The following is a 25,549-nucleotide window of genomic DNA, read 5'->3' as shown; positions in this document are numbered from 1 at the left end:
CCGGAGTGGCGGTGGAGGCTCACCTCTCCCTTGGGAGAGGTCGGCGCGTAGCGCCGGGTGAGGGGTTCCGCTCTCTCGTTGGAGCCGCAGCCCCTCACCCGATTTGCTGCGCAAATCGACCTCTCCCCGTCGGGGAGAGGTGAGCGTGCTTGGGGCCAATCCGATTCAATCTAACTTCATCCCATTCTAAGGGCCGCGCAAACCCGCCTTTGCCCCACCTGCAACATCGCGATAGATTGGCGGTCCGCGTAATTCCGGCCGCGGATCGCAAAGAGCCGGTGAAAGATTTCTCCGGGGAACGCGCATGAGCACGGCCGAATCCAAACCGATGGAAGTTGCAGAGATCGAGGATACCAGCCTCCTCGCCTTCTATCGCGACATGAACCTGCAGGAGCGGCGCACGTTCTGGGCCTGCGCGTCGGGCTGGACGCTCGACGGCATGGATTTCATGATCTATCCGCTGGTGATCGGCACCATCATCACGCTGTGGAAGGTCGACCCCGGCACCGCAGGCCTTGCGGGCACGGTGACGCTGCTGGCGTCCGCCGTCGGCGGCTGGCTCGGCGGCTATCTGTCCGACCGGATCGGGCGGGTGAAGACGCTGCAGCTCACCATCGTCTGGTTCTCGTTTTTCTCGCTGGTCTGCGCATTGGTGCAGAATTTCGATCAGCTTCTGATCGCCCGCGCGCTGCTCGGCCTCGGCTTCGGCGGCGAATGGGCGGCCGGCGCGGTGCTGATCGGCGAGGCGATCCGGCCGCAATATCGCGGACGCGCGGTCGGCTCGGTGCAGTCGGGCTGGGCGGTCGGCTGGGGCCTCGCGGTGCTGGCGCAGGCAATCCTGTTCTCGGTGCTGCCGGCGGAGAACGCCTGGCGCTGGATGTTCGTGATCGGCGCGCTGCCGGCGCTGCTCGTGTTCTATCTGCGCCGCTACGTCACCGAGCCGGAAATCTCCGCCGCGACCATGGCGCAGGCCCAGGCCTCCGGCAGCGGCCCCGCCAAGTTGTGGGAGATCTTCCACGGGCCGATCCTGAAGACCACGCTGCTGGCGTCGCTGGTCGGCACCGGCATGCAGGGCGGCTATTACGCCATCACCTTCTGGGTGCCGCGCTTCCTCACCACCGAGCGCAAGCTCTCGGTGGTCGGCTCGACCGGCTATCTCGCGACGCTGATCATCGGTTCGTTCATCGGCTATCTGGTCGGTGCCTGGCTGGCCGACCGGATCGGCCGGCGCAACCTGTTCCTGATCTTCTCGATCGGCGCCATCGCAGTGGTGCTGCTCTACACCCAATTGCCGCTGTCCAACGAGGTGCTGTGGGTGCTGGGCTTTCCGCTCGGCTTCTTTGCCTCGGGCTATTTCTCCGGCATGGGCGCGTTCCTGACCGAACTGTATCCGACCCGGCTGCGCGGCTCGGGCCAGGGCTTCTGCTACAATTTCGGCCGCGGCATCGGCGCGCTGTTCCCGTTCCTGGTCGGCGCGCTGTCGACCACGACCACGCTCGCCAACGCGATCGCGATCTTCGCGGTGGCGGCCTACGGCGTGTTCTTCCTCGCCGCCTACGCGCTGCCGGAAACGCGTGGTCGTGTGCTGCATGCGGATGGCTGAGATTGAGTAACGATCGTCGGACTTGCGCCGCTTCGCCTCTCCCCTTGTGGGAGAGGCCGGATTGCATCGAAGATGCGATCCGGGTGGGGGGTTGCGGTCTCTCCATGCAGTATGCCGTGTGGAGAGATGCCCCTCACCCCCAACCCGCTCCCACAAGGGGAGAGGGGGCCATCGCCTCGTGCGTCCCTCACAGGAGGTTCTCATGACATCCCTCAAAGGCAAGACGCTGTTCATCTCGGGCGCGAGCCGCGGTATCGGGCTGGCGATTGCGCTGCGCGCCGCGCGTGACGGCGCCAATGTCGCGATCGCGGCGAAGACCGCCGAGCCGCATCCGAAGCTGGAGGGCACGATCTACACCGCCGCCGACGAGGTCCGCGCCGCCGGCGGCAAGGCGATGCCGGTGCTCTGCGACATCAGGGACGAGGCGCAGGTGGTGGCGGCGATCGAGCAGACCGTCGCCGAGTTTGGCGGCATCGACGTCTGCGTCAACAATGCCAGCGCCATCAGCCTGACCAATTCGCAGGCAACCGACATGAAGCGGTTCGACCTGATGATTGGTATCAACACCCGCGGCACCTTCATGGTGTCGAAATACTGCATCCCGCACCTGAAGAAGGCCGAGAACCCGCACATCCTGATGCTGTCGCCGCCGCTCGACATGAAGACGAAATGGTTCGAGCACTCGACCGCCTACACGATGGCGAAGTTCGGCATGAGCATGTGCGTGCTTGGACTGGCGGGCGAATTGAAATCGGCCGGAGTTGCCGTCAACGCAAGTCGGAGGCCAAGCGGTCTTAGGAAGACAAATATGTCTGGCAACTCCTTGGCTCACAGAACGACATGGCTACGATCCGACTTGAGCCGCACGCCCGAGATCATGGGCGATGCGGCCTACGCGATCATCACCCGGCCGTCGCGCGAATTCACCGGGCATTTCTGCATCGACGACAAGGTGCTCTACGCCAATGGCGTACGCGACTTCGAGCGCTACCGCGTCGATCCCTCGGTGGCGCTGATGTCGGACTTCTTCGTGCCCGACGACGACGTGCCGCCGCCCGGCGTCACCGTGCAGCCGCTGCCGGCACACTGAGCTACGCCGCGAACGCATTCAGCTCTGCGCGCCAATGCTGCACGCGCTCCTTCAGCAGCGTGTCGCGCACATAGGCGAGCTCCTCGTCCTCGATCCGCTCCAGCGTTTCGAGTGAGAGATGATCCGCGCCGTGGGCCGTCCAGGCGCGCTGCAGCTCCGCGTTGCGATGGCTGCCCATGCGCAGCGTGAACCAGATGCGGTTCTCGATCTTGTCGAGGTCGAGCGCCTGCCCGACCCAGACCTCGCCGGTCGCGCGGCAGCGGATCGCGAACACGCCGGCAACGCTCGCGCGTTTCTTGTAGTCGGCGATGGCTTGCTTGCGGTCCTCGATCTTCATGACGGCTCCAATGGTCCAGGCTCACTATTTATACCCGGGCATTATTGACAAGGCAATAATACCCGGATAAAAAATAGCAGCATCGAAACCCGAGCCGCTGTGATGACCGCGAATTTACCGGCCGACCTGATACGGCCCGCCCTTCTCCAGCGCCCGCGCATAGGCCGGGCGGGCGTGGATGCGCTCGAGGAACGCGACGCACCTGGGATGGCCGTCCTCGAGCCCGCCGCGCGCCGCGGCAGCCTCGAGCGGAAAGCTCATCTGGATGTCGGCGCCGGAGAATTCGCTGCCGGCGAACCATTCGCTCTTGCCGAGTTCGCCTTCCCAATAGGCCATGTGCTGCTTGAGCTGCGGATTGACCAGCGTCGACAGCGCCGTGTTGGACACCTTGCGCACCAGGGGCCGCAGCAGCGCCGGCGCGCGCTTCGGCATCAGCGTGAACAGCAGCTTCAGCAGCAGCGGCGTCATCGCCGACCCCTCGGCGTAGTGCAGCCAATAGGTGTAGCGCAGCCGCTCCGGCGTATCGGCCGGCGGGATCAGGCGCCCGTTGCCGTAGGTCGCGATGATGTATTCGAGGATCGTGCCGGATTCCGCGATCGTGTGGCCGTTGTCGGTGACGACGGGCGACTTGCCGAGCGGATGGATCGCGCGCAGCTCCTTCGGCGCCCGCATGTCGGGCTGCCGCTGGTAGCGCACGATCTCGTAGGGCACACCCAATTCCTCGAGCAGCCACAGCACGCGCTGCGAGCGGGAATTGTTGAGGTGATGAACCGTCAGCATGGGCATCCTCTGAAATGGACGGCGTTTGGCGCCAGCCGGCAACACGAAAATCGAGATCCACGCGCCGTGATTGCTAATGATTACCCGGGCAATAGGTCGCGCAATCGGAGAGGTCTACCATGAATCCTGCCTATGTCGCCTTCGAAGGCGAGCACCGCATCGGGGCCGGCGACCTCCCGGAGGTTGCGCGCGCCGCCAAGCAACACCTCGACCAGCGCAAGGACGCCGCGATCCTGGTGTTCAACGGCCGCACCTCGGCGCTGGTCGATATCGATTTTCGCGGCTCGGTCGACGACGTGCTGGGCCGGCTGCCGAAGCTCGCGCCTCTGCCCGACGGGGAGCCGGCGGCGCCGACCGCGCCGCGCGGGCCGGGACGACCGAAGCTTGGCGTTGTCGCGCGCGAGATCACGCTGTTGCCACGGCATTGGGACTGGCTCGCGCAGCAGAAGGGCGGTGCATCGGTTGCGATCCGCAAGCTGATCGACGAGGCGCGGCGCTCAAGCGGCGACAAGGACCGCACGCGCAGCGCGCAGGACGCCGCCTATCGCTTCATGACTGTCATGGCCGGCAACCGGCCGAACTATGAGGATGCGATCCGCGCCCTGTTCGCCCACGACCGGCGCCGCTTTGCGACGCTGATCGCGGACTGGCCGGCCGATATCCGCGATCACGCAATCCGGCTCGCCTATAGCGATCAAGCGGACTGACGCCCGATGAACTAATGTCGACGGGCAACCGCGAGCGAGCTGCGCCCCCTCTCCCGCTTGCGGGGGAGGGCTGGGGTGGGGGTTTTGCCACGCAGAGATTCTTTTCGGTGGAGAGAGCCCCCACCCGGATCGCATCTGTCGATGCGATCCGACCTCCCCCGCAAGCGGGAGAGGTGCAGCGAGTGTGCCGCCTGATCTAGGACGTACCAGTCAGGTGTCTGGTCAATTTTTGGAATTTTAACGTGTCCAACCCTCCCTCCCTGCGCAAAGCCTTCCTCGCCTTCCTCGCGCCGATGCTGCTCAGCAACGTGCTGCAGTCGCTGTTCGGCACCATCAACGGCGTCTATCTCGGCCAGATGATCGGCGTCGACGCGCTCGCCGCCGTCTCGGTGTTCTTTCCGGTGATGTTCTTCTTCATTTCCTTCGTGATCGGCCTGAGCGCCGGCGCCTCGGTCATGATCGGCCAGGCCTGGGGCGCGGGCGAGCCCGACCGGGTGAAAGCGGTCGCCGGCACGACCATGACCGTGACGCTGCTGCTCGCGCTGGCGATCGCGGTCCTCGGCGGCCTGTTCGCCCGCCCGCTGCTGATCGCGCTCGCGACACCGTCCGACGTGCTCGATGCCGCGGTGGCTTATGCGCGGATCATGATGATCACGATGCCCATCACCTTCGCATTCCTGCTGCTGACGGCGATGATGCGCGGCGTCGGCGACACCGTGACGCCGCTGGTTGCGCTGACGGTCTCGACCGCCATCGGCCTGGTGGTGACGCCGGCACTGATCCGCGGCTGGCTCGGCCTGCCGATGCTCGGGGTCGCCAGCGCTGCGGTCGCCTCCGCGGTCTCGGGCGTGGTCACGCTGCTGTGGCTGCATGTCCATATGCTGCGGCACCGCCATGCGCTGGCCTTCGACGCTGCGTTCCTGCGCGCGATGCGGCCGAACGGCGCGCTGCTGCGCATCGTGCTGCGGCTCGGCATTCCGACCGCGATCGGCATGGTGGTGGTCTCGCTCGCCGAGCTGGTGCTGCTTGGCCTCGTCAACGGTTTCGGCTCGGACGCCACCGCGGCCTATGGCGCGGTCAACCAGGTGATCGGCTATGTGCAGTTTCCGGCGATCTCGATCGCAATATCGGTGTCGATCTTCGGCGCGCAGGCGATCGGCCGCGGCGATTCCGCCCGGATCGGCGCCATCGTCAGGACCGGAATCGAGATGAACTTGGTATTGACCGGCGGGCTGGTCGCGCTCGGCTATCTCTTCGCGCGGCCGCTGATGGGCTTCTTCATCGTCGACAGTGCCGTGCTCGCGCTGGCGCAGCAGCTGTTGTACATCGTGCTGTGGAGCATGGTGCTGTTCGGCATGGCGACGGTGTTTTCGGGCGCGATGCGCGCCGGCGGCACGGTGTGGATGCCGCTGTTGCTCTCGACCCTGGCGATCGCGGTGGTCGAGGTGCCGGTCGCGATCCTGCTCAGCCGCGCCCTCGGCCTCAGCGGCATCTGGATCACCTATCCCGTCACCTTCGCAACCATGTTCGTGCTGCAGATGGCCTATTACGCCTTGGTATGGCGCAAGCAGACCATCAAGCGGCTGATTTGACATCGCGCGCCGCGGCTCACATGATGATTATCATATTCTACTGATGGCGCCTGCGACAGCAGGTCCATGCTAAACAAGTCCAAACGAGACAAGCCGAGGGAGAGACTGCCGTGAGCCAAAATCCGCAATTCCTGTTCGATTTCGGCAGCCCCAACGCTTTCCTTAGCCATGAAGCGATCCCGGCGATCGAAAAGCGCACCGGCGTCAAGTTCGAATATGTCCCGATCCTGCTCGGCGGCATCTTCAAGGCCACCAACAACAAGTCGCCGGCCGAGACGCTGGCGGGCGTCAAGAACAAGCCGGAGTTTCAGAAGATCGAGACCGAGCGCTTTCTCAAGCGCTTCAACGTCAAGCCCTACACCTGGAACCCGTTCTTCCCGGTCAATACACTGAACCTGATGCGCGCGGCGGTCGCCGCGCAGCTCGAGGGCGTGTTCGAGAAGTATATCGAGGCCGCCTTCCACCACATGTGGGTCGAGCCCAAGAAGATGGACGATCCTGAGGTCGCCGGCAAAGCCATTGCCTCCTCCGGCCTTGACGCTGCAAAACTGTTCGCCCGCGCGCAGGACGCGGATGTGAAGGCCAAGCTGATCGAGTATACCTCATCCGCCGTCGAGCGCGGCGCGTTCGGCTCGCCGACCTTCTTCGTCGGCAACGAGATCTTCTTCGGCAAGGAGCAGCTGCGCGAAGTCGAGGAAATGGTATCGGGAAAGTGAGATGAGCGAATGGCCAATAGCGGGTAGCGAATAGTCGAACAGCATCCCTATCTATTCGCCACTCCCATTCGCCCGCGGGCGGCGAACAACAAAGAAGGACAAATTCCCATGCGCGTTCTCGTGGTCGGCGCCGGTGCGATCGGCGGTTATTTCGGTGGCCGGATGCTTCAGGCCGGCCGCGACGTCACCTTCCTGGTGCGCCCGCGCCGCGCTTCCGAACTCGCCTCCGCCGGGCTCGTGATCAAGAGCCCGAACGGCGATGTCACGCTCAACAATCCGCCGACCGTGCAGGCCGACAAGCTGTCGGACAAGTTCGACGTCGTCCTCCTGAGCTGCAAGGCGTTCGATCTCGAGGATGCGATCAAGTCCTTTGCGCCCGCCGTCGGCGACAAGACCGCGATCATCCCGCTGCTCAACGGCATGCTGCATCTCGATGCGCTCGACAAGACGTTCGGCGCTCAGCATGTGCTCGGCGGTCTGTGCGCGATCGCGGCGACGTTGAACGAGAAACGCGAGGTGGTGCAGCTGCAGCCGATGCAGTCGCTCGGCTTCGGCGAGCGCGCCGGCGGCCTGTCGGACCGGGTGCGCGCGATCGCCGAGACCTTCTCCGCGATCAACGGCGCCAACGCCAGCGAGCACGTGATGCAGGACATGTGGGAGAAATGGGTATTCCTGGCCTCGCTCGCCGCCTCCACCAGCCTGATGCGGACCTCGGTCGGCAACATCCTGGCCGCGCCCGGCGGCAAGGATTTCCTGCTCGGCATCCTCGACGAATGCAGCGCGATCGCCGCCGACGCCGGCCATGCCCCGGGCGGCCCGTTCTTCCAGCGCACCCGCGGGCTCCTGACCACCGAGGGCTCGCCGATGACCGCATCGATGTTCCGCGACATCAAGGCGGGGCTGCCGGTCGAAGCCGATCACGTGATCGGCGACCTGATCGTGCGCGCCGACGCCGCCAAGATCCCGGTGCCGAAGCTGCGCACGGCCTACACGCATCTCAAGGCGTATGAGAAGCAGCGAAGCGCTTAACACAGAAACAGTGTCGTCCCTGCGAAAGCAGGGACCCATACGCCGCGGCCTCTCGATTCGAGGCGGTCGGGGTTGATACCTTCTCTACACAATTGAAGCCGGTGGTTATGGGTCCCTGCTTTCGCAGGGACGACACCATCTTTGCGGCTACAAATGATCTTTACGGCTACAGATGCGCCAGATAGTGCGCGAGCGCGGTGATCTCTTCGTCGCTCAGCGGATAGGCGACATCGGCCATCGCGGCCTGTGCTCCGCCGGAGCGCAGGCCCGACTTGTAATCGTGCAGCGCCTTGACGAGATATTCCTCGCGCTGGCCGGCGATGCGGGCCACCGCCTTGGTACCGGCAAACGTATCGCCATGGCATGAGGCGCAGCGGCGGCCGGCGGCGGCCTGCTTGCCCTTTTCGGACAAGTCCGGATTGTCGTCCTTGCCGCCCTTGAACGGCGACAGCGACGCGAAATAAGCGCCGAGATTTCGGATGTCGTCGTTGTTGAGCTGCTCGACGATCGGCTGCATCTGCTCGTTCTTGCGCGCGCCGGCGCGGAAGAACACCAGCTGCCATTGAACGTACTGGTCGAGTTGGCCGGCGAGCGAGGGAATGTTCTCGGTCTGCGAGATGCCGTTGTCGCCGTGGCAAGCGGCGCAGACTTCGGCCTTCGCCTTGCCGGCGGCGACATCGGCGGCGTTGGCGGACGACGCAACTGCGATCACCGCCGCGAACAGGATTGCAAAGGACGCAACACGCATTGCCAGTTTTCTCCACGGGTCATTGCCGGGCTTGGCCCGGCAATCCATCTGGCTTGCAGAGGGGTTTTTGTTTGGATGGATGCCCGGATCAAGTCCGGGCATGACGAGTCTGTTCCGTCGTTGGGCTTGCCGAACCACGTAAAGGGGGCTGCGGCTGCCTGATCGGCCACCGCAGCCCCGCATTGTTTCAACCGTTACTTCTTGCTGTAGCTGATGCGATAGATCGCACCGGCCCAGTCGTCGGCGACGAGGATCGAGCCATCCTTGTCGAGCAGGATGTCGGCCGGACGGCCGAGATAGCCCTGGTCACCCTCGATCCAGCCGGAAGCGAAGATGTCCTGCTTGGCGTTCTTGCCGTCGGGGCTCGCGGTGATCCGCACGATGCGGCCGCCCTGGTACTTGTGCCGGTTCCAGGAGCCGTGCTCGGCGATCAGGATACTGTTCTTGTACTCGGCCGGGAATTGGCTGCCGGTATAGAACTTCATACCGAGCGGAGCCACATGCGCACCGAGATTGTAGACCGGCGGGGTGAACTCCGAGCATTTGTGACCCATCGCGAACTTGGTGTCCGGCAGGTTGCCCTGGTGGCAATAGGGATAGCCGAAATGCTCGCCGATCTTCGAGATCATGTTGAGCTTGTCGCTCGGCAGATCGTCGCTGATCCAGTCGCGGGCGTTCTCGGTGAACCAGTATTTGCCGGTGCGCGGATCGACGTCGCCGCCAACCGAGTTGCGCACGCCGAGCGCCCAGATCTCCGCGTTACCGGTCTTCGGATCGACGCGGCGGATCTGCGACACCGAGGTCGGCGGGATGCCGATGTTGAAGGGCGGTCCGAACGGAATGTAGAACCAGCCTTCCTTGTCGACGGCGATGTATTTCCAGCCATGCGCCGCGTAGGACGGCATGTCGTCATACACCACCTTGCCGCTGCCGAGATTGTCGAGATTGGCTTCGGCGTTGTCGTACTTGATCAGCTTGTCGACCGCGATGACGTAGAGCGCGCCGTCGCGGAAGGCGAGGCCGGTCGGCATGTTGAGGCCCTTGAGGATGGTCTTGACCTCTTTCTTGCCGTTGTTGTCCTTGATCGCATAGACGTTGCCTAGCCCGAACGAGCCGACGAACAGCGTGCCCTTGTCGCCCCAGGCCATCTGCCGCGCGGCGAGCACGTTCGAGGCATAGACCTCGATCTTGAAGCCCGGCGGCAGCTTGATCTTCCTCATCATCGCGGCGAGTTCGGAATCGGACGCGCCGGTCGGCGGACCGGACGGCGGGGCAAGGCCTTTCTGCGCTTCGGTCTCGTCGCCGAGGAACCAGTCATCCGGCGGATGGGTCCAGAATTCCTTGGTGCCTGATTCGTACTTCTTCAGCGCACGACTCTTGTCTGTTTGTTGCTGCGCACTGGCGAAGGTCGTCCCCGCCAGCAGCGCGATCGCCGCGAACGCAAGTATTGATCGATTGAAAGCGGATTTCATCGCGTCACTCCCCTACGCAAGCCGTTGCAGCTTGCCTGTTATTGATTTTGAACGCCCTGAGAGATGATGGTGGCGGTCTGTGAGGTAGGTCAGACGGCAAAATGGTAGCACATCCATCGAGGCTGAAAAGCGCGTGGAGCTGTGTGCGCTGCGTCAAAACTAGTTGAGACGATATTTGAGACGAAATTTTCCTGAGCAGCCTGCCTGATAACAAGGCATTCTGCACCGCAGCGTGATATTCGAATGAAGCTAACGCTCGTGATCGCCGCTATCGCGACGACAGGCGCGCCAGACCGAGCGCCTGCGCCTTGGCCTTCGACAGCGGCCTGAACAACACGCTGCGCCGCTGCCCACTCGTGATCGCAGCGATCTTGAAGCCGTCATCGGCGGCGATGATGTCGCCGGTCCGAAGCGTCATGTCGTCCTCGATCGCGATCGGCGACAGGCCGGTGGACGCGCCGGCGCTGCACGAGCATTGCGGCACCATCTCGCGCTGGAAGCGGAATGCATTGGCGAGCGTCTTGTAGGTCTCGCCCGCTTCGGTTCTGGCGCTGTCGATATCGGAGCCGGAGTACAGCTTCACCTCGGCGGCGGGACAGGCCGCCTCGCATGCCTTGACGTCCGCCGTCTCGCTCACGCGCGGCAACGGAAAGAAGCGGCCGTCGCAGGTCCTGACGCAGAAGTTTTGCTCGCCGCCCCGGTGCGACCGCGTCGTGATGTAGACCCGCGCTCGCGGCCGTTCGGCCGGCTCGAAGTCAGGCGCCGGCCCAAAGCCAGGCATGGGAGAGAAGCTCGGCGCCGGGGCATACGCCGAGTCGCTCGGCAATTGCTGCGCCGATGCGCCCGAACAGGTCCAGACGCCGACGAGCACGACCAGCGCAGCAACGTTTGCGCGAGCCAAGCGGCGATTTAACCCGGGAGCCGGCTTCCAACTGATCGACATCGTTCACGCGCTTGCCGCGCCGGCAAAACCGGCCGCAACCATTCCAGCGCCAACACAACCACAGATTTTTATCAGTTTTGAGAATGCACCGTTTGTCGGTTAACAAAAGCCGGAAACCGCCACGGCGGGCCGCGGCATCTTGACCTCGCGATCGCGACTTGGAGATGCGGCCTCGGGCCGGACAGCAAAAAGCCCGCGCCAACGGGCGGGCCTCATCAGCGGGCCTTCATCAGACTGTCAGCTCGGTCAGCGAGAAGTTTTGGAGCGGGCGAAGGGGCTCGAACCCTCGACCCCGACCTTGGCAAGGTCGTGCTCTACCACTGAGCTACACCCGCATCCGAAATGGCGGCGATCGCTCGCCGGCAACGGCAGACCTATGCCAAAAGCTGTCTGTGAATGCAACACAAGAGCGCGGTCCGAACCTCACGAAATCGCCCGGTTTCTCTAAAAATTGACCTCGAATCGGCCGAAACCGGCCGTGCCGCCGATTTCTTTTTAGATTTCCGCCGGAACCTGCCTCAGGGCCATCTCATCCCGGAGCGATTCGAGCCAGGTCTCGAACCAGCCGGTCAGCGTTTGCGTCAGCTCGACACGGCGGGTCGGGTCGCAATCGATCACGGCCGACCATTCGATAAAGGCCCGGTCGCCATCGATAACCGGGGTTACCCGCAAGGTTGCGCTGAAATCCGTCACCGGCAGGGTCGGGGTGTCGACAAATTCGTAGGTCTGGAAGCGTTCGACGTCGGACTGCGCGAGCAGCCGCTGCCGGATCCGCCGCTCCCGGTACAGCACATTGCGTACGGCCCCGACGGTATCGCCGGATTTGCCGTCCTCGATCTCGCTCGTCCCCGCGCCATGAACCCAGACCGGGTAATTGTTGAAATCGCGGATGATTTTCCAGACCTCGCGGGCCGGCTGCTCGAACACCGTGCTGTAATAGGCCTTTGGCACGGGCGCTCCCCTGCTGCCATGAAGGATCGCCATCATCGGCCGTTCCGCGGCACCAACCCACCCGATCTCCGATGGAACGGGACAGGCGGCCAAGCGATTGAATTTTGCTGGCTGACTGCCATTTACGGAGCATGATCCCGGAAACCGGTTCCCCCTTTTCCGGGATCATGCTCTAGCTGACAGAACGGCTGAACGTGCCGTTCCGGGCGTGCTAGAACGCCCCCGGATTTCCGACCTCAGAAGCAGGCGAGGACAACGTGACGATAATGGAGCAGGGCGGCCCCACGCCCGAGGCAGCGCCCGATCTGATCAAGGAGACGACGACCCAGACCTTCGTCAAGGACGTCATCGAGGAATCGCGCCGTCAGCCGGTCATGATCGACTTCTGGGCGCCGTGGTGCGGTCCCTGCCGCCAGCTCACGCCGATCCTGGAAAAGGCGGTTCGCAACGCCAAGGGCCGGGTCAAGCTGGTCAAGATGAACATCGACGAGCATCCGCAGATCCCCGGCCAGATGGGCATCCAGTCGATCCCGGCCGTGATCGCCTTTGTGGGCGGCCAGCCCGCCGATGGCTTCATGGGCGCGGTGCCGGAGAGCCAGGTCAACGCCTTCATCGAGAAGATCACCAAGGGCGTGCCGGCCGCCGGCGAGCCCAATCTCACCGAGATCCTGGCCGAGGCCGACGCCGTGCTTGCCGAGGGCGACGCCGCCCAGGCCGCGCAGATCTATGCCGAGGTGCTGGCGCACGACGCCACCAACATCGCGGCCCTCGCCGGCCTCGCCAAGTGCTACGTCACGTCGGGTGCGATGGAGCAGGCCAAGCAGACGCTGGCGATGGTTCCGGAATCCAAGCGCAACGACGCCGCGGTGAAGGCGGTGCAGGCGGCGATCGATCTCGCCGAACAGGCGGAAGCGGTCGGCCCGGTCGCGGAGCTGGAACAGAAAGTCGCCGCAAACCCGCTCGATCATCAGGCCCGATTCGATCTCGCCACCGCGCTCAATGCCATGGGCAAGCGCACGGAGGCGACCGAGCAATTGCTCGCCATCGTCAGGCGTGACCGCAAGTGGAACGACGACGGCGCGCGCAAGCAGCTGGTGCAGTTCTTCGAGGCGTGGGGCGGCACCGATGAGGCAACCGTCGAGGGGCGCAAGCGGTTGTCGACCATCCTGTTCTCGTAAAGCACGCCCGTCACAGCAGCGGGACCGCAGATGCCGATCAATGCCGAATATCGCGGACCCGGCGAGCTCCCGGAGGTGATCCCGGTGTTCCCGCTGCCCGGCGCGTTGCTGCTGCCGCGCGGCCAGATGCCGCTCAACATCTTCGAGCCGCGATATCTCGCGATGATCGACGACGCGCTGCGCGACGGCCACCGCCTGATCGGCATGATCCAGCCCGACGTGGCGCATTCGCAGAAAGAAGCGCAGCCGGCCCTGTTCCGGATCGGCTGCGTCGGCCGCATCACCCAGCTCGCCGAATCCGGCGACGGCCGTTACATCCTCGAACTGACCGGCGTCGCGCGCTTCAAGGTGGTCGAGGAGCTCACCGTGCAGACGCAGTACCGGCAGTGCAAGGTCGACTTCTTCTCCTTCGTCGGCGACTTCACGGCGCGCAAGGGCGAGGAGGCCGTCGATCGCAAGGCGCTGCTCGAAGTGCTGGCCGATTTCCTGGAAGCCAACAATCTGAAGGTCGACTGGGAAGGTATCGAGTCCGCGCCCAACGAGGCGCTGGTCAATGCGCTGGCGATGATGTCGCCCTATGGTCCGGCCGAGAAGCAGGCGATGCTCGAGGCGCCGGACCTGAAGACCCGCGCCGAGATCCTGATCGCGGTCACCGAGATGGATCTCGCCAAGAAACGCACCTCGGGCGACCCGCCGGTGCAGTAGGCGCTTTCGAGCGAAGCGGCGACCGGCTCGCGCGAAGACAACGCGCCAAAACAAAAAGCTTCCCGCCCATCAGCGATTGCGCAGTTGCTTGCGGCCGGTGAACATCGCGCGCACCAGGTTCTGACGCTGCAGCAAGCCGACCACGATGACGCCGAGCACGTGCAGGGCGACCAGGATGATGACCGCATCCGAGGCATAGGCGTGGGTGTCCTCGACCCACCAGACACCGAAGAAGGTCACGGTGACCTCCATCGCGCCCGTGATTGTCGAGATTGCAAGCAGGAACAGCAGCGCCACCAGCATCACGGTGCCCGCGGGGTTGAGCCCGATATAGCGCCCGGTGATGCCGCGGCGGAGATTCCAGATGTAGCGCGGCGCCGCGCGCAGGCGGACGCCGAGCCTGCCGAAACGCGCGTAGCGCGTGCCGGCAAAGCCCCAGATCAGCCGGAACGCCAGCAGCCCGATCACCGAATAACCCGCCAGCCGGTGCAGCCGGTCATAGGTGCTGGGCGTCACCCAGGCGACCAGGACGAGGATGGCGAGCGCCCAGTGCCACAGCCGCAGCGGCAGGTCCCAGACCTGCACGCTGGTCGCGCCGCGGGCGCCCGGCGCCGCCTTCGTCATCGCGCCTGCTTCACTTCGCGATGGTGTGCTTCAGGCTGAGATCTTCCGGGCTGTAGAACAACTCGTAGAGCTTGCCTTCCTTGACGCCGTACACCTCGTAGCAGGAGCCCTCGACCTTCGACCGGCGCACCTCGTAGCCGAGCGCCTTGGCCTTGGCTTCGGCTTCGCTTGCCGGCTTCCACGACGCCTTGTCGAGCTTGGTGCAATTCTTGTAGCCGTCGGCGAACGCCGCCGATCCGGTCAGCCCAAGAACGCTCCCAAGGACGCATGCTGCAAGTGCAGCGCTCAAAATCACTCTCACGCGTATCTCCCCTCCGTTGACAATCATGCCCACAACGCCTTCGCGCAGGGCACATGCGTGAAGAATGCTGAGGCGATTGCCAAGTCAAGGAAGCGCCGCGGAGGCTGGCTTTAGAGGAATTCTAACGGTCGCGAAAACCGCTTTGCGCTCCACGCGCAGTTTGGTTTTGACGGCGTGCTGCGGCCTTACGCCTCATGCGTATCGGGGCCGCCCGGCGCAGCCCGTCGATCAGGACGCGGCACCCGCCATCGCGAGACGAACCGCAGGCCGTTCGGCCGCTGCCGGGGTTCGCCCGCCGATCATCTGTGCGACCTTCTCGCTCTGCACCGGCGGGCTGAAATGGAAGCCCTGCACTTCCACGCAGGCGTCGGCGCGGAGGATGTCGAGCTGCTCCCTGGTTTCGACGCCTTCGGCCGTCGTGGTCTTGCCGAGGCTGACGGCAAAGCGAACGATCGCGCGCGCGATCCGGCGCGACTCGTCCGATGCGCCGGAGAGCTCGGAGACGAAGCTGCGGTCGATCTTGACCTTGTCGAACGGAAACTTCTGCAAGAAGCTCAGCGACGAGTAGCCGGTGCCGAAATCGTCGAGCGCGATCCGCACCCCGAGATCGTGCAGTTGGCTAAGCGCGGTAAACACCGCTTCGCTGTCCTGAATGATGGCCGTTTCGGTGACCTCGAGCTCGAGGCGCTCCGGCGAAATTCCGGCACTCGCCAGCGCGTGCACGATCACCGGGACCAACTCCGGGCTCCTGAACTGCACAGGCGACAGATTGATCGCGATCTTGAGGTCGTCGGGCCATTTGGCGGCCTCCGCACACGCGGTGCGCAGCACCCATTCCCCGAGCGGCACGATCAGGCCGGTCTCCTCCGCCAGCGGAATGAACTGCGCCGGAGATACCATGCCGCGTTGCGGATGGTGCCAGCGGAGCAGCGCCTCGAAGCCGCAGGTCTCCCCGCTCGCGACATGGATGAACGGCTGATAGTGCAGCTCGAACTCGCCATTGGCGAGCGCACTGCGCATGTCGCGCTCGAGGCTGCGCCGGGCCTGCAGCAGCCGATCGAGCTCCGGCTCGAAGAAGCGGAACGAGCCGCGCCCGCCGCTCTTGGCCGAGTAAAGCGCGAGATCGGCGCTGCGCAGCACCTCGTCCGAATCGGTGCCGTCGCGCGGCGCGATCGCAATGCCGATGCTGGTCGTGGTGGTCACCCGATGATCACCGAGATCGATCGGCTCGCTGAGCGCCTTCCTGATCTTCTCGGCGAGCAGGCCCGCTTCCGTGACCGGATCGCTGACATGGTCGATCACCGCGAACTCGTCGCCGCCGAGCCGCGCGACCAGCGTCGTATCGCTGACGCACCTGCGCAAGCGCGCGGCCACCGACCTCAGCAGCGCATCGCCCGCCGGGTGCCCGAGCGTGTCGTTGACGTCCTTGAAGCGGTCGAGATCGAGCATCAGCACCGCAAGGCTCGGTCCGCCGCACCGGGCACCGGAGAGCGCGCGCTCCATCCATTCCTTGAGCAGCACGCGATTCGGCAGATCGGTCAGCGCGTCGTGCTGCGCCATATAGGTGATCTTGGCTTCCGAGCGCCGCTGCTCGGTGACGTCGCGATGCGTCGCCACCCAGCCGCCGCCGGGCATCGGCTGCCGCGTCACGCAGATCAGGCGGCCGTCGGCGAGCTCGTCGACCCGGCTGCTGATCTCGCCGGCCGGGAGCGCGTTCAATGTCGCGAGCACCTGCGTTGCGGCGCTGTCGCTGGTCTCGCCCTTGAGAATGCCGTTGGCGATGCGATGCCTGATGATCTCGCGATGGGCTGTGCCGGGCAGCAGCAATTCCGGCGGCAGCCGGTACATCTTGGCATAGCGATCATTGCAAACGACGAGGCGCTTCTCCGCATCGAACATGCAGAGGCCCTCGCCCATGTGGTTGATCGCGGTATCCAGCCGGAACCTCTGCTCCTCCAGCTCCTTCTGCGACGCCTCGACCTGCTGTCGCGCCGACGAAAGCTGGCTGATGATCTCCTCGAAGCGGCGGGTGCGAAGCGCCAGCCGGCGATCCGCGAGCACGCCGACCAGGCTCATCCCGAGCACCGACAGCGCCACGCCGGCGATCACGATGGCGAGGAAGGCAGGCGAGAGCGACAGGGCCGCCGGAGCCTGCAACGGATCCGGGACGATCTCGACCGCGCCCATCGCGGTGAAATGATGCGACACGATCGCCAGCGTCAGCAGCAGCGCCGCGACGAGCGACATCCAGCGGTCCTGACGGCGGACCGCGATCGCCAGCGCAGCGTAGCCGAACAGCATGCCGAGCACGACGGAGGCCGCCACGAGATCGAGCGACCAGACGACGTGGCCCGGCACCTCCAGCGCCCACATCCCGAGATAGTGCATGCTGGCGATGCCGGCTCCGATCACGGCGCCGCCGACCGGCGCGCGCCACCGGCTGGAGTCGCTGGCGGCAAGGCCGAGGCCGCCGGATGTCAGCATCATCGCCGCGGCGAGCGACAGCGCGGTGAGGACGATACCGTAGCCGGTGGGGATTCCCGGCTCATAGGCCAGCATGGCGATGAAATGCGTTGCCCAGATGCCGTAGCCGATTGCGGCTCCCGCGATCGCAATCCAGATCAGCCGCGTCCTCGCCTGCGATGCAATTGCGCGATGAAAAATATTGACGGCCACAATACTGGCAACGAAGCAGACCAGCCCGGCGAGCAGAACGAGCCGCCAGTCATGCTCACCTGAAAGGCACGTAAAAACACGAAACATGCGTCGGTCCATGGTTGTCCGTACGCACAGGCTAGGCTGATTGAATTGTATTCTCGATAATATTCTGCAACTTTCAGTGGCATGGTTATCCGCGCGTAAGCCGATTCCGCACCGAAATTGATGGCTCCATAAATTTCACAGTCATGCGCGATCCGCGCGGCTTAGCCTGCCAGCGGAACGAGTACGGTTTCACCTGTTGCAACCAGCGAGGTCTCACCCTGCTCGTTCTCCGCAAAAAGTTCCGCGCGCGCGAAGACCTGCCTGCGTCCGGCACGCAATGTGGTGCCTTTCGCGATGAAGCAGCGGCCCAGCGCGGGCTTCAGGCAATTCATCGAGAAATGCGATGCGGTGACGGAACCTGCGATCGACGCCGCGGCAAAGCCGCAGGCGGTGTCGAGCAGCGCCGCGATCATTCCGGCGTGCAAGTGTCCCGCATATTGGGTGAGATCGTCGCGCCAAGGCATGCGCAGTTCCACCGTGCCGGTGCCGGCGGAGACGACCTCGAAGCCGGCAAGCCGATTGAAGGCCGCCGACGCATTGGTCGCAACGAGACGTTCGAGATCGAAGCCCGGGCCAGTCGTCATGTAAAACTCCATTGCGGGGGCCGCCGCTCGAGATTCGCCCTGACGGCCTCGATGTGATTGGACGAGCCGAGCAGAAGCGCCTGTTCGGCGGTTTCGGCTGCAAGTCCGGTCGCCGCATCGCGATCGGCTGCAAGATTGAGCAGCCGCTTGGCGGCGCGGATCGCATCCGGGCTGCGGTCCGCGATCGCGCGCGCCGTCTTCAGCGCCGCCTCGCGCGGCTGTTCAACGATCCGGGTGGCGAAGCCGTACCCGAGCGCGTCGTCCGCGGAAAAGACGCGCGCGGTGTAGGTGAGTTCACGGACCACATCCTCGCGCGCGAGATGGCGCATCAGCTGCGTGCCGGCCATGTCGGGCACCAATCCCCATTTGGCCTCGATGATCGCAAGGCGCGTGCCGGATGCGAGATATCGGATGTCGGCACCGAGCATCAGCTGAAAGCCGCCGCCGAAGGCGATGCCGTGGACAGCGGCGATGACCGGCACCGGCAGCTCGCGCCAGAGCCATACCAGATGCTGCGCAAAATTGGCAATGCCGTGGGTCCGCTGGCCGAGATCGGCAAAGGGCAGGATGGATTCGCCCTCCGTCGTTGCGACCAGACGCTCCATGTCGAGGCCGGCGCAGAAGGCCTGCCCTTCGCCCGAGAGCACCACGGCGCGGAGCTTGCGGTTGTCCGCGAGCTGCGCACCGATTTCGGCGATCGCGGCGAACATCGCCGGATCGAGCGCATTGAGCTTGTCCGGGCGGTTGAGCCTGACGTCCGCGACGCCATCGGCGATGCTGAGGCTGATGCGATCGGTCGTCATGCTCGGCCTCGCTAGTAGCCGGCGGCGGCGAGCGCCACCACGGCGCTCATCGCCATCCAGCCGAAGTGGCGGCCGCGGGTCGCCACCGCGTTGGCGAGCGCCGCGACGCCGAACACGACGCCGAGCGTCGCCACGATCCAGTGCCGCGCGGCATCGGAGGCCATCGCGGGCGCGGCGAGCAGCAGCACGCCGCCGCCGACCCATGCGACGGTGCCGGCCTGATAGACCAGGCGAAGCAAGAGCCGCAGCCGCGGCGGCTCGACGGTGGCGCGCGCGAATATCCTGGTCTCGCCGAGCACGCCATGGATCAGGCTGACCAGGATGGCGACGACGCCGGCGCCCTGCAGCAGAAGATCACGCATCGCGATGCCTCCATACACTACTGTATGGATATGATACCGGACGCTGGCGCCTGTCAATACACTTGTGTATGGTGACGGCGGGACGGGGAACCATGACGGAACAGCTCTCGGTCAAGGACTGGCTCGATCAGGGCCTGAAGACGCTGGCGCGACGCGGCTTCACGGCGCTCAAGGCCGAGCCGCTGGCCAAGGCCATGGGCGTCTCGCGCGGCAGCTTCTACTGGCATTTCGCCGACATCGGCGCCTACCGCGCGGCGGTCCTGACCCATTGGCGCGAGGTCGCGGCCGAACAGGTGATCGCCGAGCTCGAGACCATTCCGGAAGGCGGCGACGCGCTGGCGCTGTTGCTGCGCCGCGCCTTCTCGGCGCGGCTGGCGCTGGAACGCGCGGTGCGCAGCTGGGCCACCGCCGATGCCGTGGCGCGCGCCGCCGTGCTCGAGGTCGACCAGCGCCGGATCGGCTATATCGAAACGCTGCTCCGTCAGGCCGGATTCGACGACGACGTGGCGCGCGGCCGCGCGCAGATCTTCTACTGGGCGTTCATCGGCTACGCGCTGTCCGAGCAGGCGCTGCCGAAACCGCGTCAGCAGGCCGCGATCGACGAGTTGTTGCGGATGGCCAAGCGCTGACAGCGCTTATTTGGATGTGCTAGATCACGGCGAGCCGGAGACTCCCATGAATTCCACGACTGATCATCTCGAAAGCACCGCCGACCCAAAACTGCTGGAAATCCTGGTGTGCCCGATCACCAAGGGACCGCTGGAATTCGACGCCGCGCGGCAGGAGCTGATCTCGCGCTCGGCAAAGCTCGCCTATCCGATCCGCGACGGCATCCCGATCATGCTGCCGGAAGAGGCGAGGAAAATCGATTGATGTCAGCGTAGCCCGGATGAAGCGCAGCGCAATCCGGGCTACGGAACCTCCGCAACCGCTACAGCGCCTCGCCCTTCAGCAGCCGCGGCACCTCGCCTGACAGTCCCGCCGCCTGGCGGATGAACATCTCCTTCAACGGCGGCGCGCGATCGACGAGCCCGAGGCCAATGTCGCGCACGGTGCGCAGCAGCGTCGATTCGTTGGAGAACAGGAAGTTCAGCGAGTTGGTGGCGACGCCCATCGCCATCGTGTCGAAGCGCCGCCAGCGCTGGTAGCGCTCGAGCACGTCGGCCTGGCCGAGGTCCATGCCGAGCCGCGCCGCATCGACCACGACCTCGGCGAGCGCAGCGACGTCCTTCAGGCCCATATTGAGGCCCTGCCCCGCGATCGGATGGATCACATGCGCGGCGTCGCCGATCAACGCCAGCCGTTCGGCGATGAACGAGCGCGCGACGAAATAGCCGAGCGGAAACGCGCGCGGCTTGTCGAGCGGCTTGATCTCGCCGAGATGCAGGCCGAAGCGCTGCTCGAGCTCGGCGTGGAATTGCTCTTCGTTCAAGGCGACAATGCGCGCGGCATCCTTGCGCGTCTCGGTCCACACCAGCGACGAGCGATTGCCGGTCAGCGGCAGAATCGCGAACGGCCCTGCGGGCAGGAAATGCTCCTCGGCGCGGCCGTGATGTTCGCGCTCGTGTCCGACCGTGACCACGATGCCGGACTGGTTATAGTCCCAGCCATGGGTTGCAATCCCGGCGCGCTCGCGCAGCTTCGAGCGGGCGCCGTCGGCGGCAACCAGCAGGCTCGCATCGATCACGGTGCCGTCGGCCAGCGTGACGCTGATGCCGTCGGGGCGCGACGCGAAGCTCGACACCGCGGTGGCGCGCAGCTCGACGCCCTCGGCTTCGGCACGGCTCGCGAGTGCATCGATCAAATAGCGGTTCTCGACCATATGGGCGAACGGCTCGCCGGGCTCGACATTGCCGGCGAAGGTCAGGAACACCGGGCGCGTCGCGTCCTCCAGCCTGGAGTCGGTCACGACCATATCCGTGATCGGCTGCGCGGTCGGCGCCACCTGGCCCCAGACGCCGAGGGTCTCGAACAGCCGCCGGCAGGCCGCCACGATCGCGGTCGCGCGCGGATCGCGGCTCGGACGCTGGCTCAGCGCCGGATCGGCCACGATGACCGGGATGTCCGGCCCAAGCCCCTGGCGCAGCGCCACGGCCAGCGCCAACCCTGCAAATGCGCCCCCGCAGATGACAATACTTCGCTGTGCCGGCATGCGATCCTTACTCGATTACGCCATCAAAGGAGACTTGCTACCTGATATTAGCTGGGCGAAACAGAGTTTAGAAACAAGGGCGGCTAACAGCCCCAATCGTCATTCCGGGGCCTATCCATGTCCAAGAGCCTGATCGACCTGCTGTCCATCCTCGATCTCGAGCAGCTCGAGGTGAATTTGTTCCGCGGTAACAGCCCGAAGACGAGCTGGCAGCGCGTGTTCGGCGGCCAGGTGATCGGCCAGGCGATGGTGGCGGCCTGCCGCACCGTCGAAGGCCGCCTGCCGCACTCGATCCATTGCTACTTCATCCTGCCCGGCGATCCGCAGATCCCGATCATCTACCAGGTCGAGCGGCTGCGCGACGGCAAGAGCTACACCACCCGCCGCGTCACCGCGATCCAGCACGGCAACGCGATCTTCTCCATCATGGTGTCGTTCCATGCCGAGGAAGAGAGCAACTTCAATCATCAGGAGAAGATGCCCGACGTGCCGCCGCCGGAGAAGCTGACCGCGGAGGAGGTGTCGAAGCAGCCGATGTTCAAGGAGATGCCAGAGTTCATCCGCCGCTATTACGAGAGCGACCGGCCGATCGAGCTGCGCCCGGTCGAGCTCGGCCGTTATTTCGGCCAGAAGATCGACGACGGCCGCATCCATGTCTGGATCCGCACCGCGGCCAAGCTGCCCGACGATCCGGCGCTGCATCTGTGCGCGCTCGCCTATGCGTCGGATTTCTCGCTGCTCGATGCCGTGATGGCGCGCTACGGCCGCACGCTGTTCGACAAGCGCATGATGCCGGCGAGCCTCGATCACGCGATGTGGTTTCACCGCCCGTTCCGCGCCGACGAATGGCTGCTCTACGCGCAGGATTCGCCGAGCGCGCAGTCAGGCCGCGGCCTGACACGCGGCCTGATCTTCAAGCCCGACGGCACGCTGGTGGCGTCCGTCGCGCAAGAAGGTTCGGTGCGCGAGCGAAAGGCGTAGAGCTCAAGCTCGAACAGAGCCGGTCGGCACGATGAGATCGCGCTTACTGGCCTGCGTAGGCGCCGCGCTCGGTCAGCGCGAATTGCGAGACGAACCAGTTGCCGTACCAGCGCAGCACCCACGGAATCGGGATCAGGAAGCCGCAGGCGATCGTGAACACGATGGTTCGCCACAGCACCTCGATGCCGGACGCGTTGAAGCTGACCTCGCGGCGTGTGCCGTCGATGTTGCGGCAGATCCAGCGCATCCAGGCGGTCAGCACCCAGGCCCAGCCGATGATGGTGATGGCCGAGACCACCATTGCCACGTACCAGCCGACATAGGCGACCGGGCTGCCCTTGAACGAGATCGGCAGGTCCTGGCCGCTCGAGCTGAGATGGCCGATGATCCAGCGCACGATCATCCAGCTCAGGAAGCCCTGCAACAGCAGCGAGAGCAGCGTCACGATGTTGCTGTTGGCCGCACCGGCATAGGTCAGTAGGCCGAGCACGATGAAGACCCACCAGATGTCGAGCGGCTGCCCGGTGAAGGCGAAATGCGGGCGGCCCGGCACACGGATATAGGGAATCGCAAAGCGGTACAGGCCGGTCGCGGTCCACGGCGCCGGGATGACGAGAATCTGGCCGATGAACATCAAGAGGCTGCGTCCGAACAGGCCCCAGATCGGGAAGTCGGCCGACAGCGTGCCTCCGCTATAGCTTCCGGACGCCACCACGGGCGGCGGTCCGCCGGCCTGCGGAAATGCTGGCGGCGCGCCGGCGCTCGGGACGAGGCCCGGAATCTCCCCGGCCTTCTGCCAGCCGGCCATGCCCTCGGTCCACACCAGGGTGTCGGCCCCGACCATGCCCCGGGTGATCAGGTCGCGGAGCTGGGTTTCAGGCAGGGGGCCCTTTTGCTGGCCTTCAGATGCATAAAACCAGTTTCGGTTCGACATTTCTTGTTTCCTCGGGGCGCGCGCAGGGACGCGCGATAGGCGAAACGAACCAGCAAGAGCGCTGGCCGGGGCGGGAAAGCCACATTGTGGCGGAGCGTTTCCAATCCGTACAGTGAGGGAGCTCACGCGCTGCGCATGTTTTCCGCTTCAACCTGCAACTTTTTTATGCCATTTGCCCAGAAAGCTGCCAGATTTAGCGGACGCGAAACGCCGGCTCGGGGATGGCAAATTGCCGCTCCGGGAGGCAGCAGGTGCCGGCTCGCGGGACGGCAAATGCCGCTCCGGGGACGGGCGCACACGGAAAACCTCAAGGGAATGAAGGCCTGAACCATGAAACTCGTCGTCGCGATCATCAAACCGTTCAAGCTCGATGAGGTGCGCCAGGCGCTGACTGCGATCGGCGTCCACGGCATGACTGTGACCGAGGTGAAGGGCTATGGCCGCCAGAAGGGTCATACCGAGATCTATCGCGGCGCCGAATATGTCGTGAACTTCCTGCCCAAGCTTCGGATCGAGATCGCCGTCGATACCGAGCTCGCCGACAAGGCGGTCAGCGTCATCACCCAGCACGCGCGCACCGGCCAGATCGGCGACGGCAAGATCTTCGTGACGCCGATCGACCACGCGCTGCGCATCCGCACCGGCGAGACCGACAACGACGCGCTCTGAGAGTTATCGACATCGCTGCCGGCAACGACGCCGGCGTACGCAAACAATCCGCACCACGAAACGACCACCGCCGGGGAATGATGATGGGGGCACGAGCTCTTCGTGCAGCGATGTCAGCTGCGCCGATCACTGCTGCAATCCTGTTCGCACGGGCCACGCCGGCCTTCGCGCAAGACTCGGCATCCAGCTCCGGCATCAACGCCGCCGACACCGCCTGGATGATCGTCGCCACCGCGCTGGTGCTGATGATGACGATCCCGGGACTGGCGCTGTTCTACTCCGGCATGGTGCGCAAGAAGAACGTGCTGGCGACGATGGCGCAGAGCCTCACCGCCGTTGCACTCGTCTCGATCCTCTGGGTCACCTTCGGCTATTCGCTGAGCTTCGTCGGCGACGGTCCATGGCTGGGCTCGCTCGATCGCTGGTTCCTGGCCGGCATCACCATGGACAGCATCAATCCGGCGGCGAAGACCATCCCCGAAGCGCTGTTCATGCTGTACCAGATGACGTTCGCGATCATCACGGTGGCGCTGGTCGCAGGCTCGGTGGCCGACCGCATGCGGTTCTCCGCCTATGTGCTGTTCTCGATCGGCTGGTTCATCTTCGCCTATGTGCCGCTGGCGCATTGGGTGTGGGGCGGCGGCTTCCTCGCATCGGCGGGCGTGCTGGATTTCGCCGGCGGTCTCGTGGTGCATCTCTCCGCCGGTATCAGCGGCCTGGTCGCGGCCAAGGTGATGGGCAACCGCCACGGCTATGGCCATGACAATCTTTCGCCGTTCGATCTGTCGCTCGCGGTGGTCGGCACCGGCCTGCTCTGGGTCGGCTGGTTCGGCTTCAACGGCGGGTCGGCGCTCGCGGCCAATTCGCGCGCGGTGATGGCGATCACCGCCACCCATCTTGCGGCCTGCGCCGGCGCGCTGACCTGGGGCGCGATCGAATGGGCGACGCGCCGCAAGCCGTCGGTGCTCGGCATGATCTCGGGTGCGGTCGCGGGGCTCGGCACCATCACCCCGGCATCCGGCTTCGTCGCGCCGTGGCACGGCGTCATCATCGGCATCATTGCCGGCCTGGTCTGCTTCTGGGCCTGCACCTGGCTGAAGCATCGCTTCAAATATGACGACTCGCTCGACGTGTTCGGCGTGCACGGCATCGGCGGCCTGACCGGCACGCTGCTTGCCGGCGTGTTCGCGGCCTCTGCGATCGGCGGCACGTCCGGCCTGCTCGAGGGCAATCCGAAGCAGCTGCTGATCCAGCTCTACGGCGTCGCGGCCACCTTTGTCTGGTGCGGCGGCGTCACCTTCGTGCTGCTCAAGCTGGTCAGCGCCTTCGTCCCGCTGCGCGTCTCGATGCAGCAGGAGCTGGAGGGCCTCGACATCTCGCAGCACGGCGAAGCGCTGCAGTAGCAGCCGAGCTCGTATCGCCGGGACGAGATGGGCGCTGCGCGGGCGAATTCGTAAAACAACCCCATGCAAAGTACCCGCGCGCCGCGACGTCACGCTGCACGAGACAGTTCAGGCTTGCACGA

The 25,549-nt window shown here is 65.1% G+C and carries 28 protein-coding genes and 1 tRNA gene; 14 read left to right on the top strand and 15 right to left on the bottom strand.

Annotation, left to right across the window (positions count from 1 at the left end; genetic code table 11):
• The first annotated feature begins 304 nt into the window (after positions 1-304).
• Entirely contained in the window at positions 305-1,603 is a 1,299-nt protein-coding gene (locus QJT82_RS15855; RefSeq protein ID WP_028342046.1) for an MFS transporter, read from the top strand.
• A 202-nt stretch (positions 1,604-1,805) separates the two neighbouring features.
• Entirely contained in the window at positions 1,806-2,693 is an 888-nt protein-coding gene (locus QJT82_RS15850) for an NAD(P)-dependent oxidoreductase (RefSeq protein WP_281446646.1), read from the top strand.
• A gap of 1 nt (position 2,694) precedes the next feature.
• Here QJT82_RS15850 and QJT82_RS15845 read toward each other — a convergent pair whose 3' ends face one another.
• Together QJT82_RS15845 and QJT82_RS15840 are read right to left on the bottom strand one after the other, a co-directional pair.
• Positions 2,695-3,030: a GIY-YIG nuclease family protein gene (locus QJT82_RS15845; protein WP_028342044.1), complete on the bottom strand. Its 336-nt coding sequence runs from the start codon at positions 3,028-3,030 to the stop codon at positions 2,695-2,697.
• A gap of 114 nt (positions 3,031-3,144) precedes the next feature.
• Positions 3,145-3,810 (bottom strand): glutathione S-transferase, encoded by a 666-nt coding sequence (locus QJT82_RS15840; RefSeq protein WP_028342043.1) that lies wholly within the window; start codon positions 3,808-3,810, stop codon positions 3,145-3,147.
• Between the two features lie 119 nt (positions 3,811-3,929).
• Between QJT82_RS15840 and QJT82_RS15835 the strand changes: the two genes are divergently transcribed.
• The 4 genes from QJT82_RS15835 to panE all read left to right on the top strand — a co-directional run bounded on the left by QJT82_RS15835 (position 3,930) and on the right by panE (position 7,854).
• Positions 3,930-4,517, top strand: coding sequence for a DUF2239 family protein (locus tag QJT82_RS15835; protein WP_028342042.1), 588 nt, complete (start codon positions 3,930-3,932; stop codon positions 4,515-4,517).
• A gap of 293 nt (positions 4,518-4,810) precedes the next feature.
• A complete protein-coding gene (locus QJT82_RS15830; RefSeq protein ID WP_051447966.1) occupies positions 4,811-6,109 on the top strand; it encodes an MATE family efflux transporter in 1,299 nt (432 codons plus the stop codon).
• A gap of 110 nt (positions 6,110-6,219) precedes the next feature.
• Positions 6,220-6,825 carry a 2-hydroxychromene-2-carboxylate isomerase gene (locus QJT82_RS15825; protein WP_028342040.1) on the top strand — a complete coding sequence of 202 codons (606 nt, stop codon included), beginning with the start codon at positions 6,220-6,222 and terminating at the stop codon, positions 6,823-6,825.
• 108 nt (positions 6,826-6,933) lie between these two features.
• Positions 6,934-7,854: a 2-dehydropantoate 2-reductase gene (gene panE, locus QJT82_RS15820; RefSeq protein WP_028342039.1), complete on the top strand. Its 921-nt coding sequence runs from the start codon at positions 6,934-6,936 to the stop codon at positions 7,852-7,854.
• Positions 7,855-8,020: 166 nt separating this feature from the next.
• Here panE and QJT82_RS15815 read toward each other — a convergent pair whose 3' ends face one another.
• The 3 genes from QJT82_RS15815 to QJT82_RS15805 all read right to left on the bottom strand — a co-directional run bounded on the left by QJT82_RS15815 (position 8,021) and on the right by QJT82_RS15805 (position 10,855).
• Positions 8,021-8,602 carry a c-type cytochrome gene (locus tag QJT82_RS15815; protein WP_028342038.1) on the bottom strand — a complete coding sequence of 194 codons (582 nt, stop codon included), beginning with the start codon at positions 8,600-8,602 and terminating at the stop codon, positions 8,021-8,023.
• Between the two features lie 194 nt (positions 8,603-8,796).
• Entirely contained in the window at positions 8,797-10,074 is a 1,278-nt protein-coding gene (locus QJT82_RS15810) for a PQQ-dependent sugar dehydrogenase (protein ID WP_028342037.1), read from the bottom strand.
• A 268-nt stretch (positions 10,075-10,342) separates the two neighbouring features.
• Positions 10,343-10,855 carry a DUF2865 domain-containing protein gene (locus QJT82_RS15805; protein WP_245288784.1) on the bottom strand — a complete coding sequence of 171 codons (513 nt, stop codon included), beginning with the start codon at positions 10,853-10,855 and terminating at the stop codon, positions 10,343-10,345.
• On the opposite strand from QJT82_RS15805, the gene QJT82_RS15800 reads away from it, so the two are divergent.
• Positions 10,854-11,120, top strand: coding sequence for a hypothetical protein (locus tag QJT82_RS15800; protein ID WP_245288783.1), 267 nt, complete (start codon positions 10,854-10,856; stop codon positions 11,118-11,120). The genes QJT82_RS15805 and QJT82_RS15800 overlap by 2 nt on opposite strands.
• Positions 11,121-11,277: 157 nt before the next feature.
• Here QJT82_RS15800 and QJT82_RS15795 read toward each other — a convergent pair.
• Together QJT82_RS15795 and QJT82_RS15790 are read right to left on the bottom strand one after the other, a co-directional pair.
• Positions 11,278-11,352 (bottom strand) — tRNA-Gly (locus QJT82_RS15795).
• 160 nt (positions 11,353-11,512) lie between these two features.
• Positions 11,513-12,004: an SRPBCC family protein gene (locus tag QJT82_RS15790; protein ID WP_051447964.1), complete on the bottom strand. Its 492-nt coding sequence runs from the start codon at positions 12,002-12,004 to the stop codon at positions 11,513-11,515.
• A gap of 221 nt (positions 12,005-12,225) precedes the next feature.
• Here QJT82_RS15790 and trxA point away from each other — a divergent pair, with 221 nt between their 5' ends.
• Together trxA and QJT82_RS15780 are read left to right on the top strand one after the other, a co-directional pair.
• Positions 12,226-13,146, top strand: a complete 921-nt coding sequence (gene trxA / locus QJT82_RS15785) for a thioredoxin (RefSeq protein WP_026192069.1) — start codon at positions 12,226-12,228, stop codon at positions 13,144-13,146.
• Between the two features lie 30 nt (positions 13,147-13,176).
• Positions 13,177-13,851, top strand: coding sequence for an LON peptidase substrate-binding domain-containing protein (locus QJT82_RS15780; RefSeq protein ID WP_028342034.1), 675 nt, complete (start codon positions 13,177-13,179; stop codon positions 13,849-13,851).
• A gap of 69 nt (positions 13,852-13,920) precedes the next feature.
• Here the strand turns inward: QJT82_RS15780 and QJT82_RS15775 are convergent, their stop codons facing one another.
• From QJT82_RS15775 to QJT82_RS15750, 6 genes are all read right to left on the bottom strand, one after another.
• Complete coding sequence (locus QJT82_RS15775; RefSeq protein WP_028342033.1) at positions 13,921-14,475, bottom strand: cytochrome b/b6 domain-containing protein; 555 nt, start codon at positions 14,473-14,475, stop codon at positions 13,921-13,923.
• 10 nt (positions 14,476-14,485) lie between these two features.
• Positions 14,486-14,776, bottom strand: a complete 291-nt coding sequence (locus tag QJT82_RS15770; protein ID WP_026192068.1) for a PepSY domain-containing protein — start codon at positions 14,774-14,776, stop codon at positions 14,486-14,488.
• 228 nt (positions 14,777-15,004) lie between these two features.
• Positions 15,005-17,539: an EAL domain-containing protein gene (locus QJT82_RS15765; protein WP_028342032.1), complete on the bottom strand. Its 2,535-nt coding sequence runs from the start codon at positions 17,537-17,539 to the stop codon at positions 15,005-15,007.
• A gap of 161 nt (positions 17,540-17,700) precedes the next feature.
• Entirely contained in the window at positions 17,701-18,123 is a 423-nt protein-coding gene (locus tag QJT82_RS15760; RefSeq protein WP_028342031.1) for a PaaI family thioesterase, read from the bottom strand.
• Complete coding sequence (locus tag QJT82_RS15755) at positions 18,120-18,926, bottom strand: crotonase/enoyl-CoA hydratase family protein (protein ID WP_028342030.1); 807 nt, start codon at positions 18,924-18,926, stop codon at positions 18,120-18,122. The genes QJT82_RS15760 and QJT82_RS15755 overlap by 4 nt, the downstream gene beginning before the upstream one ends.
• Before the next feature lie 11 nt (positions 18,927-18,937).
• Positions 18,938-19,288 (bottom strand): hypothetical protein, encoded by a 351-nt coding sequence (locus tag QJT82_RS15750; protein WP_028342029.1) that lies wholly within the window; start codon positions 19,286-19,288, stop codon positions 18,938-18,940.
• A 92-nt stretch (positions 19,289-19,380) separates the two neighbouring features.
• Here QJT82_RS15750 and QJT82_RS15745 point away from each other — a divergent pair, with 92 nt between their 5' ends.
• Both QJT82_RS15745 and QJT82_RS15740 read left to right on the top strand, forming a co-directional pair.
• A complete protein-coding gene (locus QJT82_RS15745) occupies positions 19,381-19,917 on the top strand; it encodes a TetR/AcrR family transcriptional regulator (protein ID WP_028342028.1) in 537 nt (178 codons plus the stop codon).
• Positions 19,918-19,963: 46 nt separating this feature from the next.
• A complete protein-coding gene (locus QJT82_RS15740; RefSeq protein ID WP_018269337.1) occupies positions 19,964-20,161 on the top strand; it encodes a Trm112 family protein in 198 nt (65 codons plus the stop codon).
• Between the two features lie 58 nt (positions 20,162-20,219).
• Here QJT82_RS15740 and QJT82_RS15735 read toward each other — a convergent pair whose 3' ends face one another.
• Positions 20,220-21,440, bottom strand: coding sequence for a ubiquinone biosynthesis hydroxylase (locus QJT82_RS15735; RefSeq protein ID WP_028342027.1), 1,221 nt, complete (start codon positions 21,438-21,440; stop codon positions 20,220-20,222).
• Between the two features lie 117 nt (positions 21,441-21,557).
• On the opposite strand from QJT82_RS15735, the gene tesB reads away from it, so the two are divergent.
• A complete protein-coding gene (gene tesB / locus QJT82_RS15730) occupies positions 21,558-22,421 on the top strand; it encodes an acyl-CoA thioesterase II (RefSeq protein WP_016841424.1) in 864 nt (287 codons plus the stop codon).
• A 43-nt stretch (positions 22,422-22,464) separates the two neighbouring features.
• Here tesB and QJT82_RS15725 read toward each other — a convergent pair whose 3' ends face one another.
• Positions 22,465-23,355 (bottom strand): DUF4339 domain-containing protein, encoded by an 891-nt coding sequence (locus QJT82_RS15725; RefSeq protein ID WP_028342026.1) that lies wholly within the window; start codon positions 23,353-23,355, stop codon positions 22,465-22,467.
• A 330-nt stretch (positions 23,356-23,685) separates the two neighbouring features.
• Between QJT82_RS15725 and QJT82_RS15720 the strand changes: the two genes are divergently transcribed.
• The gene (locus tag QJT82_RS15720; RefSeq protein ID WP_016841426.1) at positions 23,686-24,024 is read left to right on the top strand and encodes a P-II family nitrogen regulator; all 339 of its coding nucleotides are present in this window, start codon (positions 23,686-23,688) and stop codon (positions 24,022-24,024) included.
• Between the two features lie 83 nt (positions 24,025-24,107).
• Positions 24,108-25,427 carry an ammonium transporter gene (locus QJT82_RS15715; RefSeq protein ID WP_028342025.1) on the top strand — a complete coding sequence of 440 codons (1,320 nt, stop codon included), beginning with the start codon at positions 24,108-24,110 and terminating at the stop codon, positions 25,425-25,427.
• Positions 25,428-25,549: the final 122 nt, after the last annotated feature.

This window comes from Bradyrhizobium sp. Mp19 (assembly GCF_029952935.1).
GTDB lineage: Bacteria > Pseudomonadota > Alphaproteobacteria > Rhizobiales > Xanthobacteraceae > Bradyrhizobium > Bradyrhizobium elkanii.
The sequence above is the reverse complement of the archived record's forward strand: the minus strand, read 5'-3'. Positions and strand labels throughout refer to the sequence as shown.